The sequence below is a fragment of the Mycobacterium sp. IDUB_24 genome, from assembly GCF_055419385.1.
Genome location: NZ_JBVAXO010000001.1, coordinates 1,097,632 through 1,111,250, shown reverse-complemented (window position 1 = coordinate 1,111,250; position 13,619 = coordinate 1,097,632). Strand labels below are relative to the sequence as shown.

The following is a 13,619-nucleotide window of genomic DNA, read 5'->3' as shown; positions in this document are numbered from 1 at the left end:
TAGATGGACCCACGTAGCAAATGGGTTTTTCGCCCGCGACCTGGGTACACTAGCAAAACTAGAACACGTTCCAATCCACATAGGGGGACCCTGTGGCCGCGTCCGACATCGACCCGTCCGAAATCACCAAATGGGATCCGGGCCTGACCGAGAAGGTCATGGGCTTGCTGCGGCCACTGATCAAGGGCTACCACCGCGCGGAGGTACGGGGCCTGGACAACTTCCCCAACGGCGGTGCGCTGGTGGTGTCGAACCATTCCGGCGGCCTGTTCGCCCTGGACGTGCCGGTGTTCGCCACCGGCTTCTACGAGAAGTTCGGCTACGAGCGTCCCGTGTACACCCTCAGCCACGACATGCTGATGACCGGCCCGACCGCGGCCTTCTTCAAGAAGACCGGCTTCATCCGAGCCAACCATGAGAACGCCGACGAGGCACTGCGCTCGGGTGGCGTGGTCGTGGTGTTCCCCGGCGGTGACTACGACGTGTATCGCCCGACCCTGTCGGCGAACAAGATCGATTTCGGGGGGCGCACCGGTTACATCAAGGCCGCAATCAACGCCGGCGTCCCGATCGTGCCGATGGTCGGCATCGGCGGCCAGGAAACGCACCTGTTCCTGTCCCGCGGCACCGAAATCGCCAAGGCACTCGGGCCGATCGCGCGAATGGCCCGCACCAAGATCGTGCCGGTGTCATTCGGCTTCCCATTCGGCCTGTCCGCGGTGCTGCCGCTCAATGTGCCCCTGCCGTCCAAGATCGTGATGAAGACGCTGGAGCCGATCGACATCGAGGCCGAATTCGGCGAGAACCCCGACATCGACGAGGTCGACGCGCACGTCCGCCGGGTCATGCAGCGCGCGCTGGACGAGCTGGCCGACCAGCGCCGCTTCCCGGTGATCGGCTGAGCGCCGGTGAATCCGCTCGATCTGCTGACGGGACCGCTGGACCGAGTCGCCGACACCGTCGGCCTGGTCACCACCATGCGCCGCGCCGGTGTCATCACGGTGATGCGCCCGGATAAATACCTGCGCATCGCTGCCGCCATGGCCCGCGAAAACATGAGTGTCACTTCGGGTTTCGCCGCGTCAGCTCAGCGTTGCCCGAACCGGCCCGGCCTGGTCGACGAGCTCGGCACACTGACCTGGCAGCAGGTCGACCAACAGGCCGACGCCTTGGCCGCCGGCCTGCAGGCGCTGCCGGGCGGTGAACCGAAGGTGCTCGGCATCATGGCCCGTAATCACCGTGGCTTCGTGCTGTCGCTGATCGCCGCCAACCGCATCGGCGCCGACGTACTGCTGCTCAACACGTCGTTCGCCGCACCCGCCATGGCCGAGGTCGTCAACCGCGAAGCGGTGGATGCCGTCATCTACGACGAAGAGTTCACCGACACCGTCCACCAGGCCCTCTCCGACCGGCCCGGCGCCGCACGGATCGTGGCGTGGACCGACACCAATGCCCATGACGTCACCGTGGCCAAGCTCGTCGAGCAGCACCGCGGGACAGAGCCGCTCCGCTCGAGCGAGAAGAGTAAGGTCATCTTGCTCACCTCGGGCACCACCGGAACCCCCAAGGGCGCCAAGCATTCCGGCGGCGGACCCGAGGTGCTCAAGGCGATCCTGGATCGCACCCCGTGGCACACCGAAGAGCGGGTAGTGATCGCGGCGCCGATGTTTCACGCCTGGGGTTTCTCCCAGCTGGCCTTCGCGGCGTCGATGGCCTGCACGATCGTCACCCGGCGCAAGTTCGATCCCGAAGCCACGCTCGAGCTTGTCGACCGGCACCGGGCCAAGGGCCTGTGCGTGGTGCCGGTGATGTTCGACCGGATCATGGACCTGCCCGAGAACGTGCTGAATCGGTACGACGGCCGCACACTGCGGTTCGCCGCGGCATCCGGATCACGCATGCGTCCCGACGTCGTCACCGCCTTCATGGACCGGTTCGGCGACATCATCTACAACAACTACAACGCCACCGAGGCCGGCATGATCGCCACCGCCACACCGGCCGACCTGCGCGCCGCACCCGACACGGCCGGTAAACCAGCGGAGGGCACCGAGATCCGCATCCTCGACGCGGAGTTCCGGCAGGTGCCCACCGGCGAAGTGGGAACCATTCACGTCCGCAACTCGACGCAGTTCGACGGCTACACCGGGGGCCCCACCGTCAAGGGCAAAGACTTCCACGACGGCTTCATGTCCTCGGGTGACGTCGGCTACCTGGATGAGGCGGGCCGGCTGTTCGTGGTGGGCCGCGACGACGAGATGATCGTCTCCGGCGGAGAGAACGTGTATCCGATCGAGGTCGAAAAGGTCTTGGCCGGCCATCGCGACGTCGCCGAAGCTGCGGTCATCGGTGTCGACGACGAAAAGTACGGTCAGCGACTCGTGGCGTTCGTGAGGCTCTCCGGCGCCGCCACAGCCGACGACCTCAAGGCGTATGTTCGGGAGAACCTCGCCAATTACAAAGTGCCGCGGGAGATCACCGTGCTCGACGAGTTGCCACGCAACAGCACCGGCAAGATCGACCGCCGTCGACTCCAGGAGATGGTGAATGGCTGACCGCCATCTTGGACCAAGAAGGCAGCTGCTCGCAGCGGCCGCCGAGTTGCTCAACGCTGCCAACGCAGTGAAACCGCTCGGGCGCAGGGGTTACAGCACCGTGCAGTCCTTCGCGTTCGGCTGGCCGACCTCGGAGAACGCCCCGCTGGTGATCACCGTGTCGGCGCTCGATGCGCTGCGCCGCGGCATCCGCGGCGACTATCGCTCGACAGGTGGCCGAATCTCGTTGCTGCTCAAGGCGATTTCCTGGGCATTGTTGGTGCTGGTGCACCGGCGCGGTGTGCAATCGCGGCCGTACTTCGAGAATCCGGTGCACGAAGCACTGGCCGACGAATACCCGTCGACGCTGCGGCCGCTACGTCGGGGTGAGGTGTACTCCACCGCGATGAGCCGGCGCCGCTACGCCCGCAAGACCGTGCACTACGGCCCGCACCGGGCCAACCTGGCCGACATCTGGATGCGCCCGGACCTGCCGCGCGACGGCAAAGCGCCAGTGCTGCTGCAGGTCCCGGGCGGAGCATGGATGATCGGCATGCGCCGGCCACAGTCGTATCCGCTGATGAGCCACCTGGCCGAGCAGGGCTGGATCTGTGTGTCGATCGGCTACCGGATCAGCCCTCGCCACCCGTGGCCCAACCACATCATCGACGTGAAGCAGGCGTTGGCGTGGGTGAAGGCGAACATCGCCGAGTACGGCGGCGACCCGGACGCGGTGTGCATCACCGGCGGTTCGGCGGGCGGGCACCTGACCGCGTTGGCCGCGTTGACCCCCAACGATCCCAAGTGGCAGCCGGGATTCGAGGACGCCGACACGTCGGTGGCGGCCGCGGTCCCCGTCTACGGTCGCTACGACTGGTTCAGCACCACGGGTCCCGGGCGGGCCGAGTTCATGGAGATCCTGGAGCGGCTGATCGTGAAGCTGCCGCTGGGTACCCATGCGCAGGTGTACCAGGACGCGTCGCCGATCACCCTGGTGCACCCCGATGCACCGCCGTTCTTCGTGTTGCACGGGACGAACGATTCACTCATCCCGGTGGTGGAGGGCCGCGATTTCGTCGCCGCACTGCGCAAGGTGTCGAATTCACCGGTGGTCTACGCGGAGATCCCGCACGCGCAGCACGCCTTCGACATCTTCGGCTCACCGCGCGGGCACTACACGGCCGATGCCGTCGCGGAGTTTCTCACCTGGGCAAGGGCCCGGGCTCGGCTCACCGCGGGTGCCGCTGCCGGTCGGTAAGCTCCTGAAGATGTCCGCGTCGGACCCTGAGATCGCCACGCTGGTCGCCGAACTACCCGACGGCGCGGTGGTCACCGACCCCGCGGTGATCGAGGGATATCGCCGTGATGCCGCTCTCGATCCCGAGGCGGGCGTGCCGCGAGCCGTGGTACGGGCCACCAGCACCGAGGACGTGCAGGCCGTGCTGCGATGGGCAACTGCACACCACGTCGCCGTGGTGCCCAGGGGCGCAGGGTCGGGGCTCGCCGGAGGCGCCAACGGGGTTGATGGCGGCATCATCCTGAGCACCGAGCGAATGCGGCAGATACGCATCGACACCGCGAACCGCACCGCGGTTGTGCAACCCGGCCTGTTGAACTCCGAGGTGAAGCGAGCCGCCGCCGAGCACGGCCTGTGGTATCCGCCGGACCCCGGCTCTGTCGAGATCTCCTCGATCGGTGGAAACGCGGCGACCAATGCGGGCGGATTGTGCTGTGTGAAGTACGGGGTCACCAGCGATTACGTACTGGGAATGCAGGTGGTGCTGGCCGACGGCACCGCCGTCACCCTCGGCGGCCCACGACTGAAGGATGTCGCCGGTCTGTCGCTCACCAAGTTGTTCGTCGGCTCTGAAGGCATCCTCGGGGTGATCACCGAACTCACCCTGCGGCTGATCCCGGCGCAGCCTCCGGCGTCGACAGTGGTCGCGGTGTTCGCCTCGGTGGAGGACGCCGCGGACGCGGTGGTGGCGATCACGGCCATAGTCCGACCGGCCATGTTGGAGTTGATGGACCACGCCACCATCAACGCGGTCGAGGACTACCGCCGCATGGGCCTGGACCGTTCGGCACAGGCATTGTTGCTGGTCCAGTCTGACGCCCCGGGCGCTGCGGCCGAGGAGATCGCCCACATCGTGAAGGCTTGCGAAAAGGCCGGGGCCACCGAGGTTTACGCCACCGACGATCCCGAAGAAGGGGCAGCCTTGACGGCGGCCCGGCGGTTGGTGGGCCTGGCCCTGATGCAGCTCGGCACGTTCTATCTCGAGGATGTGACCGTGCCGATCCCCGACCTGCCGGCGTTGGTGGCCGGTATCAAACACATCGCCGACGACTGCGACGTGCTGATCTGCGTTGTGGCTCATGCCGGTGACGGGAACACCCACCCGGTGGTCGTGTTCGATGCCGACGACCCCGACATGAGCGAGCGGGCCCGGCAGGCATTCGCCCGGGTGATGGAGCTCGCGATCGCGCTGGGCGGCACGATCACCGGCGAACACGGTGTCGGCCGCCTCAAAAGGGATTGGCTGCCACTGCAACTCGGCGACGACGTGATGGCGTTGACCCGTCGCATCAAGGACGCTCTCGACCCGCTGGGCATCCTCAATCCGGGCTCGGTGCTGCGCTGAGGCAGCCCGACCCGCCGAGACTACGGTTTCTGATGCGGTCAGCCGAAATTGCGTCGCAAACCGTAGTCTCGGCGGGGAATTTCAGCTTTCGGCCAGCGCGCCGTGCAGGGCCTTCTTCGCCTCACTGATCGCCGCGAGCAGGTTCGTCCGCACCTCACCGAGCTGCGCCTTCTGTTCGTCGGTGCCCGTGAACGCGATGGTGCGGGCCAGACCCGCCACCTCGTGCAGGCCGGTGCGAATCTTGATGACGTCGGCGAACTTGCCTACCTTGCCCAACAATGCGTGCGCGGTCTCACTGGTGACGCCACGCCAGGCCAGCAGCTGGGTGCCGAAATCGGTCAGCGTGGCAACACCGTCGGAAACGGTGACCACACCGCGGCCGGCCAGTCCTGAGATGGCCAGTTCGACGATGTCCAGCGGCGGGGTGAAGGCGCCGCCCGTGGCCTCGGTGGTGCGCTCGACGATCTGTTCCGCCGTGGCCGGGCCGTCGAGCAAGAGCGCCGCCGTGCCGACCGCAGCACGTTTGAGCGCGAACCCGGGCCCGAAGCCCTTACCGAACCCGGGGCCGCCGAAGCCTCCGCCGAACCCTCCCGCACCGAAACCGCCCTGTCCTTCATGGCCGCAGCTGCCGCCGCCGAATCCCGCCGGACCCCAGCCGCCACCGAATCCTCCAAAACCCATGTCACACATCCTTTTCCAGATCTCATCCGGACCGACGGAACGCGGCCCGGTATGTGTATCAAGTTCCTTGATACGCCCGCCCAGGAGACATTTCAATGAGATCTGCCTGAGAACTGGTTGAGCTGTGGGCGAAACGGTCCGACCCATCCTCATCGTCGGCGGGGGCGGCGCGTGTGAGGATGCCAGCTATGACTGCCCCCGACAGCGAGCCGCTGGGCTACCTCCTGCACCGGGTGGCTGCAACGTTGCGGCCAGAGGTGGCGGCCGTTCTCGCCCCGCTGGGACTCGGACTGGCGGAGTTCGTCTGCCTGCGGATCATCTCGCTCAATCCCGGGCTCACCAGCGCCGAACTGGCCCGCTTCACCAATGTCAGCGCGCAGGCCACCAACCAGTTGCTGCACCGCCTGCAAGGCGCGGGCGCCGTGCACCGCCCCGATACGGCAGTTGCGGGAAAGGCACTGCCCGCCGAACTCACCCCGTCAGGCCGAGCGTTGCTGACCCGCGCCGAGGACGCCGTCCACAACGCCGATCAGCGGGTACTGGACCGCCTGACGCCCACCGAACAACGGCAACTCAAAGCGTTGTTGCGTAAAGCCGGAGACGACACCGTATGCGGCCCGGCCGGCTCCTGACTCACGTCACCGTGGCTTCGGAGCGGCCAGTTCGGCCAGCGCCGACAAGAACAACTCATCCATCCGCGGGCTCAGCTCCGACAACGTCGGGGCTCCCGCATGACTGCTCGAGCCGAATACCTGAACGAGCGCGTCGGCATCGGCGGGTGCACCAATGGACAGACACAGACAGGCCACGCTCTCGGCCCGTAGTTCTTCTAAGGCCTTGGCGGTGTCGGCCTGGGCGTATCGGCCCTCGTAGCCATCGTCGTACGGGTAGCCGTCCGACAGCACGATCAGCAGCCGATGTGGCGTTCCTGCCTGGTTTTTGAGGATCTCCCCCGCGCCACGGATGCCGGCACCGAGCCGGGTGTAGCCGAATGGCTGCAGTTGGCTGAGCCGGGATCGTTCGGCGGCGCCGAAGCGTTGCTCGAAGGTCTTGATGACAGGCAGGTGCACTGCTTGGCGGCCCTGTGAGCGGAACCCGTATACCGCGACACGGTCGCCGAGTTCCTCGAGTGTCGCGGCGAGTGTCGCGGCCGCGCGACGTTGATGGTCGTGGACGGCGAGACCGTCGCCATCGGCATCGGTCGCCGATCCCGAAGCGTCGACGAGGATGAGCACACCGAGGTTGCGGGCGAGCTTGCGGCGCTCCGTGTACACGTGCTCGGGAGGTGAATAACCTGAGCGCAGATCGACGAACAGGTCGATCAAGGCCTCGTTGTCCACGTCGTCGCCGTCGGCACGGGCGCGCAACACTTTGGGACCGAGGCCCACTCTCGCCAGTCTGCGCCGCAGAACCGCGTCACGTGTCACACCGACGGCTGAGCTGTCCACCGTGGCGGTGATCGGAAAATTGATGACGCGGCACCGGTTCTCCCGATAGCGACCACTGAAGACGTCCCATTCCGGATACAAGGCGCCGCCGACTGCGAGGGCCGCACCAGGCTTCTCGACGCGGGTGAAGTGGATCGGGGTCGGTACCGGGCGCGCATTCACGCCGGCGCGCGAAGTCCGTCGTATCGAGCCGACCCCCAATTCCCCGCCGGCACCCTCGCTTCCGGACGAGCGGGAGCCGCCGAACAGCGTGCGCAGGAATTTCGCAGGCGTCCGCGTCCCGATGGGAGCCTCGAACAGTTTGAGGATCGAGCTCTTCTCTGCCGGTCCGTCGTCGTCATCATCGTCCTCATCCATCTCGGACGGATCGGTGTGCTCGGCGTTCATCCGGACATCGGCATCGGTCGCGCGTGACCTCGCCCCGTCGACGCGGCTCAGTTTGGACGGTTTGATCGTCCCGAACCAATCCGGCGGTGGGTCCAATTTGGTTCTGCCCTGCGCGATCTGAAGCGATTCCTCGGAACTGGCCGACCGCGCAGCGGAGTCAGTGCCGACCGCGGCCGCCAGGGAAACACGCGAACCGAGTTCGGCAAGTACGCGGTGCCCTTCGAGCGCCAGGTAGCGGCGGGCAAGCTGGGGCCGTGCCCGTAGTCGCTTGACGTACTGACCGTCAAGGCTTCCGGCTCCCAGAAGCGCACTCTGGACCAACACTTCGCGACGCTGCCTGTCCGGATCTGCGCTCGCCGACACGAAGACGACCTGCCCGTCGGTATAGGCCAACTCGTCCGCGCGGGCCGCCGAAACCTCGACGGACCGCCCGGCGAGGAATCCGGCCAGGAACCGGAAGTGGTGCGGCTCTGGACGACCGGTCACGGTGGCGGCAGGACCGCGTCGACGAGTTCTCCGAGGCCCCGGATCACATCGGCATCGTCGGACAGCACCTCCACCACAGCGGACTGGACAGCGTCGCGCAGGCTGAGTCCTTCGGCGACGAGTCCGCCGGCGAGGATCAGCATGCGGGTTGAGGCCACCTCGCTCAGTGCCGAGCCGTCCAGATCCCGCACGGCGTTTCCGAGGACGACCAGTGACGCAGCGGTTGATGAGTCGATCCCCGCCTCATGCGCCACGATCTCGGTTTCGACTTCTGGAGCCGGGAAGTCGAGGCTGATCGCGACGAAGCGCTGCCGGGTCGAGTCTTTGAGGCTCTTCAGGATGCTCTGGTAACCGGGGTTGTAGGAGATCACCAGTTGAAAGCCCGGGGCCGCGGACAAGGTGGTGCCGAGCCGGTCGATAGGCAGTTCGCGCCGGTGGTCGGCAAGCGGATGGATGACCACAGTCGTGTCCTGACGTGCCTCCACGATCTCGTCGAGATAGCAGATGGCGCCCTCCCGCACCGCCCTGGTCAACGGGCCGTCCACCCAAACGGTTTCGCCGCCCTTCAGCAGGAACCGGCCCACCAGATCGGCCGATGTCATGTCCTCATGGCCCGCGACGGTGATGAGCTCACGACCGAGTTCGTGCGCCATCGCCTCGACGAAACGGGTCTTTCCGCACCCGGTGGGCCCTTTGAGCAGCACCGGTGCACCGCGGCGGGCGGCCGCTCGGAAGGTCTCGATCTCCCTACCCGCGGCCCGGTAGAACGGCGACGGTGAACCGGGTTCGGCGAGCGGCCGAAACTTACTGGCCGTCATCGCTGTTCGGCCTCTGGATCGGCACGACGGGCGGCATGGTTACGCCTTCCGGCAGGACCAGTTCACCCTCGTGATTGACGTACCCGGAGTGCTTGGTCGGTAACGGCAGGTCAGGGGTCGGACACGGTCGGTCGGTTCCCTCTCCACAGATTCCGGGGTTGAAGTAGGAACGCTTCTGCACATCCTCCGGCCACGGATCAGCGTGCATGCCGAGCCACGTCGCCGGAACGTTGTAGAAGAGGAAGAAGCATGCGCTGACACCACCGAAGATCGCCAGGAATCGGATGAACTGCTGCTTGACGAATCCACCTCGGACCCGGTCGATTCCGCGTTCGACCACGGTGTGGCCCTTGTCATCTGTGAAGAAGCGCAGGCAGACAAGCGCCGTCTGGACGCCACCCCACATCAAGCCTTCGTAGATGGGCCACTGGTAATAGGTGCCGGCGTTGAACGACAGCGACTGGATCGCGCCCGGGTAGGAGTAGAACCCGATCGGCAGCATGATCAGGGCCTCCAAGACGAAGTCGAAGGCGATGGCGACCGCGTAAGTGACCAGGACCAGCCGCAGGTTGCTGATCCCGGGCCAGCGGTTCTTGATCTTGCGCATGAGCGCGCATCCGACGATGGTGAGCAGCAAGACACCGTACGCGTAGCCCGGGATGTTGGTCAGCAGCGGTTCGGGCACAGTGTGGCCCGGTTCCTCGTGCGCCACCCAGCCCGGAATGTGCGGTGCCCATGACCCCTGGTTGAACAGCCAGGCGTTGTACGTGCACCAGGTGCTGTAGTAGTTGAGCATCGGATCCTGGAACATCATCAGGCCCATCGACACCAACAGCATGCCGTCGAGCGTGATACGCCTCTCCCGCACCCAGGGCCGAATGATGAAGAACCACAGGGCAACCGGCAGGCCGATCCAGAGCACGACGGCGTTCGCCATCAGCGGGATCTTCATGTACATCGGCGGCTCGCTCGGGCCCCCCGACACCGACTCGAAGTAGGGGCCGGTAACCCATCGGGTGAACAGATACAACGTCAGCAGCAGGACCATTCCGCCGACGGTCGCCCAGATCTTGAATGCGTTCGACGACGACGGACCTTGCTTTTCGAGCTCAGCGATTCCGCTGAGCGATTCGGTGACAGCAGACTTTTTGGACAGATCACTCATGATCGGTTTCCCCTTGACGATCGTGGAGGCAGTGGTCAGCGCGAGGCGGACCAACCGATGCAAATATACTGGTCGGTATCTGAGATTCCAATAGGTCGCTCAGATTCTGTGGCAGACTTTCTGCCATGGCGGAGCGCTGGACCCGAGAACGCAGACTCGAGCACACCCGCTCGGTGCTGCTCGATGCCGCGGAGGAGGTATTCGCCGAAAAAGGCTTCGCACCAGCCACGCTCGATGACATCGCGCGCGCCGCCGGATATACCAAGGGCGCCATCTACAAGCACTTCTCGACCAAGGAAGACCTGTTCCTGGCCGTGAGCGATCGCTATTGGCGGCGCTACTTCGACAACTTCGCCGAGGTGATGTCGAGCGCGAACCAGGTCGGTACACGCGAAATCGATGAGATCGCACGGCGATGGCGCCTGCTGAGCCAAGACCGCGGCGCCGAGCACGCCGCGCTCGGACACGAGTTCATGCTCTACCTGCTGCGCAACCCCGACGCGCGAGAACGTGTCGCCGCCAAGCGATCCGAAGTTGTCGACGCACTGACGAAGTTCATCATCGAGGGCATCGACCAACTCGGCGGAACCTTGCTCATCCCACCCAAGACGTTCGCCCAGGTGCTCATCGCGACCAGTGACGCCGTCGTTCTGGGCAGTGAACTCGACGACGTCGACCTCTACCGCCCGATCGTCGACATGTACGTGTCAGCGATCAAGCTGCCCTGACGTCAGAAGACGCGCACCTGTCCTTCGAGCACCGGAACAGTCTCAGGGAGCTTGTAGGTCTGAATCCCGTTGCGGAACATGATGTTCTCCCGCGCGTGCTCGGGCAGGTGCTTGACCAGCCAGCGGGGATCGTCGAATGTCCAGTGCGGGTAATCCGAGGAGAACAGCAGGATCTTGTCGCACTCCATCCACTCGAAGGCCCGTGACAGCTCGGTCTTGTCCTCGGGGTAGTCCAGCGGCTGGGTGGTGAACTTGATGTGGTCCTTGACGTATTCACTCGGCTTGCGCTTGATGTCCATCCAGCCCTTGCGTGCCGCGTAGATGGCGTCCATGCGCCACATCAACGGCAGGATCCAGGTGAACGCGTGCTCGACGAACACCACCCGCAGCGTCGGGAACCGGTCGAAGACCCCGTCGAAGATCAGGCTCATCACCTGGTTGGCCGCCAGCAGCGAGTACGTGACCATGAAGTCGTGGTTGTAGCTGGGCAACCCGACCGGCGGAAGCGGGAGTTCGTCGTATTCGCCGCGGGACAGATGGCAGCTGACCGTGATGTCATGCTTGGTCGCCGCAGCCCAGATCGGGTCGTACTTCGGGTCACCCCAGGAGGGCCGCGGCTCGGCCTTGATCAGGATCTGCGCCATGTAGGGATGGCCGGCCCACCGCTCGATCTCCTGTGCCCCCAACTCCGGGGCCTCGACCGCCAGGCAGATGGACCCGCGCCAGCGCTCGTGCCAGTTGTTATGGCTATCGAGCCAATGGTTGGCCTGCCAGTCGTTGAGCGCGCAGTTCATGACATGGTTGGCCTCGGGGATGTGGGCCGAATATGCCGCGGGTTCCAGGACCGCGATATCCGCCCCGGCCTCCATGATCAGCTGCCGGAATGCGAGATCGGGGTTGCTGCCGGCGAATTCGCCGTCGGACGGGAAGGCATCGGTGCGCATCGCGTAGGCATGCGCGTAATCGGGAGCGTCGTAGTAGATCAGATCGCCGACATCGTGGGTGTTGAAATATCTCGACCGCCAAGGCTCGGGGATGTACTGACCGAGCTCGCCCCGGCGGGGCACGGGATGCACGTCGGAGTCGACGCATCGCACCGCGATGCGTTCGGCGGCGGGAGCCCTGGGAGTGGTGGTGGTCATCGTCATTCCCTCTCGATCACCGGGTGGCCGCGACGGCGATGGACTTGGTCTCGAGATAGCCATCGAGTCCTTCACGGCCGAGTTCCCGGCCGTAGCCGCTGTCCTTGACGCCGCCGAACGGTGCGAACGGATCCATCGTGTACCCCTGGTTTACCCCGAAAGTGCCGGTTTGTACACGCTCGGCGATCCCGATCCCCCGCTCGGGATCGGCCGTCCACACCGAGCCCGCCAGGCCGTAGTCGGAGTCGTTGGCAATCGCGACTGCCTCGTCCTCGTCCCGGTACCCGATCACCGTGAGGACCGGACCGAAGATCTCCTCGCGGGCGATACGCATCGAGTTGTCGGCGCCGGCGAACAGCGTGGGCCGGACATACCAGCCGGTGTCCACGCCGTCGGGCAACCCGGTGCCGCCGCAGGCCAGCCGGGCGCCCTCACGCTGCCCGAGCTCGATGTAGTCGCGCACGCGCTGCTGCTGCCGTCGGGACACGAGTGGTCCCAGTTCGGTGGCCGGATCGGCGGGATCACCCACGACCAGGGCCGTCATCCGATCGGCCAGGGCGTCGACGAACTCCTGCTCCCGGGAGGCCGGGACGACGATGCGGGTCAGTGCGTTGCAGATCTGGCCGCTGTTGGACAGGCTGGCCGACCGTACCCCGGCCGCGACCGTCGCCGGGTCGGCGTCGTCGAGGATGATGGCCGCCGACTTGCCCCCGAGCTCGAGGCTCACCTTGGTCAAGTTGGCGGCGGCGGCCGCCGCGACGGCCCGGCCCGCGGCACTCGATCCGGTGAAGGAAACCTTGTCGACACCCGCGTGGCCCACCAGGTGGGCACCGACGGCAGCATCCCCCTGGACGACGGAGACGACGCCCTCGGGCAAGCCGATCTCTTTGAGCATGTCGCTCAACAGCAGTGCATCCAACGGGGATTCGGGCGCGGGTTTGAGTACCACCGCGCAGCCGGCCAGCAACGCGGGCACCAGCTTGGTGACGATCAGGAACTGCGGCATGTTCCACGGCACGACGGCCGCGACGACGCCCACCGGTTGCTTCTGGATACGTACGTCCGATCCGAAGAAACCGGTGCGGGTCTCGCGCCACGCGTAGGTCTCGGCCAGGTCGCAGAACGCAGACATCATCATCGTCGGAAGCCCGACCTGCGCGCGTTGAGCGAAAGTGATCGGCGCACCCATCTCGGCCGAGATCAGTTGGGCCATCTCGCCGCGTCGTTCGGCGTAGATCTCGGCGAGGCGTCGCACCGTCGCGATGCGCTCCGCCGGGTCGAGCCGTGGCCACGGCCCCTGGTCGACGGCCACCCGAGCGGCCGCGACGGCAGCGTCCACCTCGGCCGGCCCGGCCGCGGCCACCCGCGCGATGGGTTGCCCGGTATGCGGGGAGATCACCTCCACGGCGTGGGCGGGGTCGCCGTCGAGCGACCAGTCGGCCTCGATTCCGAGGTACTCCCCAAGATGCTGATCCATCCGGATCCTTCCGCGTCGATACTTCCAGAGTATCAACTACTTGTCATTGGTGGAACCGCCGTCTACCGTCAAGCCTGAAGCCCTGTCCGGCATGTGCAGCCCCATGTCGGC

Annotated in this window: 12 protein-coding genes; 6 read left to right on the top strand and 6 right to left on the bottom strand. The window is 65.9% G+C overall.

The annotated features are described in order from the left end of the window. The first annotated feature begins 92 nt into the window (after positions 1 to 92). Genes ACZYZF_RS05435 through ACZYZF_RS05420 form a run of 4 tightly spaced genes read left to right on the top strand, consistent with a single transcriptional unit; the run spans position 93 to position 5,176 of the window. The gene (locus ACZYZF_RS05435; protein WP_463743172.1) at positions 93 to 902 is read left to right on the top strand and encodes a 1-acyl-sn-glycerol-3-phosphate acyltransferase; all 810 of its coding nucleotides are present in this window, start codon (positions 93 to 95) and stop codon (positions 900 to 902) included. A gap of 6 nt (positions 903 to 908) precedes the next feature. Further along, positions 909 to 2,555: an acyl-CoA ligase FadD12 gene (fadD12, locus tag ACZYZF_RS05430; RefSeq protein WP_463834772.1), complete on the top strand. Its 1,647-nt coding sequence runs from the start codon at positions 909 to 911 to the stop codon at positions 2,553 to 2,555. Then, on the top strand, positions 2,548 to 3,792 hold the full coding sequence (locus tag ACZYZF_RS05425) for an alpha/beta hydrolase (protein ID WP_463743174.1): 1,245 nt from the start codon (positions 2,548 to 2,550) through the stop codon (positions 3,790 to 3,792). Before fadD12 ends, ACZYZF_RS05425 begins: the two co-directional genes overlap by 8 nt. A 10-nt stretch (positions 3,793 to 3,802) precedes the next feature. Then, positions 3,803 to 5,176: an FAD-binding oxidoreductase gene (locus ACZYZF_RS05420; RefSeq protein ID WP_463834771.1), complete on the top strand. Its 1,374-nt coding sequence runs from the start codon at positions 3,803 to 3,805 to the stop codon at positions 5,174 to 5,176. 81 nt (positions 5,177 to 5,257) lie between these two features. Here the strand turns inward: ACZYZF_RS05420 and ACZYZF_RS05415 are convergent, their stop codons facing one another. Then, positions 5,258 to 5,857: a hypothetical protein gene (locus tag ACZYZF_RS05415; protein WP_463834770.1), complete on the bottom strand. Its 600-nt coding sequence runs from the start codon at positions 5,855 to 5,857 to the stop codon at positions 5,258 to 5,260. A gap of 188 nt (positions 5,858 to 6,045) precedes the next feature. Between ACZYZF_RS05415 and ACZYZF_RS05410 the strand changes: the two genes are divergently transcribed. After that, a complete protein-coding gene (locus tag ACZYZF_RS05410) occupies positions 6,046 to 6,489 on the top strand; it encodes a MarR family winged helix-turn-helix transcriptional regulator (RefSeq protein WP_463743177.1) in 444 nt (147 codons plus the stop codon). Between the two features lie 6 nt (positions 6,490 to 6,495). On the opposite strand, the gene ACZYZF_RS05405 is transcribed toward ACZYZF_RS05410, so the two are convergent. From ACZYZF_RS05405 to ACZYZF_RS05395, 3 genes are read right to left on the bottom strand one after another with little or no spacing between them, the layout of a single operon-like run. Continuing rightward, positions 6,496 to 8,178 carry a nitric oxide reductase activation protein NorD gene (locus tag ACZYZF_RS05405; RefSeq protein WP_463743178.1) on the bottom strand — a complete coding sequence of 561 codons (1,683 nt, stop codon included), beginning with the start codon at positions 8,176 to 8,178 and terminating at the stop codon, positions 6,496 to 6,498. Beyond that, positions 8,175 to 8,996 (bottom strand): AAA family ATPase, encoded by an 822-nt coding sequence (locus ACZYZF_RS05400; RefSeq protein ID WP_463743179.1) that lies wholly within the window; start codon positions 8,994 to 8,996, stop codon positions 8,175 to 8,177. Before ACZYZF_RS05400 ends, ACZYZF_RS05405 begins: the two co-directional genes overlap by 4 nt. Then, positions 8,983 to 10,161 carry a spirocyclase AveC family protein gene (locus ACZYZF_RS05395; protein ID WP_463834769.1) on the bottom strand — a complete coding sequence of 393 codons (1,179 nt, stop codon included), beginning with the start codon at positions 10,159 to 10,161 and terminating at the stop codon, positions 8,983 to 8,985. The genes ACZYZF_RS05400 and ACZYZF_RS05395 overlap by 14 nt, the downstream gene beginning before the upstream one ends. Before the next feature lie 125 nt (positions 10,162 to 10,286). Between ACZYZF_RS05395 and ACZYZF_RS05390 the strand changes: the two genes are divergently transcribed. Beyond that, positions 10,287 to 10,889 carry a TetR/AcrR family transcriptional regulator gene (locus tag ACZYZF_RS05390; RefSeq protein WP_463743181.1) on the top strand — a complete coding sequence of 201 codons (603 nt, stop codon included), beginning with the start codon at positions 10,287 to 10,289 and terminating at the stop codon, positions 10,887 to 10,889. Positions 10,890 to 10,891: 2 nt separating this feature from the next. On the opposite strand, the gene ACZYZF_RS05385 is transcribed toward ACZYZF_RS05390, so the two are convergent. Together ACZYZF_RS05385 and ACZYZF_RS05380 are read right to left on the bottom strand one after the other, a co-directional pair. After that, a complete protein-coding gene (locus ACZYZF_RS05385; RefSeq protein ID WP_463743182.1) occupies positions 10,892 to 12,037 on the bottom strand; it encodes an amidohydrolase family protein in 1,146 nt (381 codons plus the stop codon). A 10-nt stretch (positions 12,038 to 12,047) separates the two neighbouring features. Continuing rightward, positions 12,048 to 13,508 carry an aldehyde dehydrogenase gene (locus ACZYZF_RS05380; protein ID WP_463834768.1) on the bottom strand — a complete coding sequence of 487 codons (1,461 nt, stop codon included), beginning with the start codon at positions 13,506 to 13,508 and terminating at the stop codon, positions 12,048 to 12,050. Positions 13,509 to 13,619 lie beyond the last annotated feature (111 nt).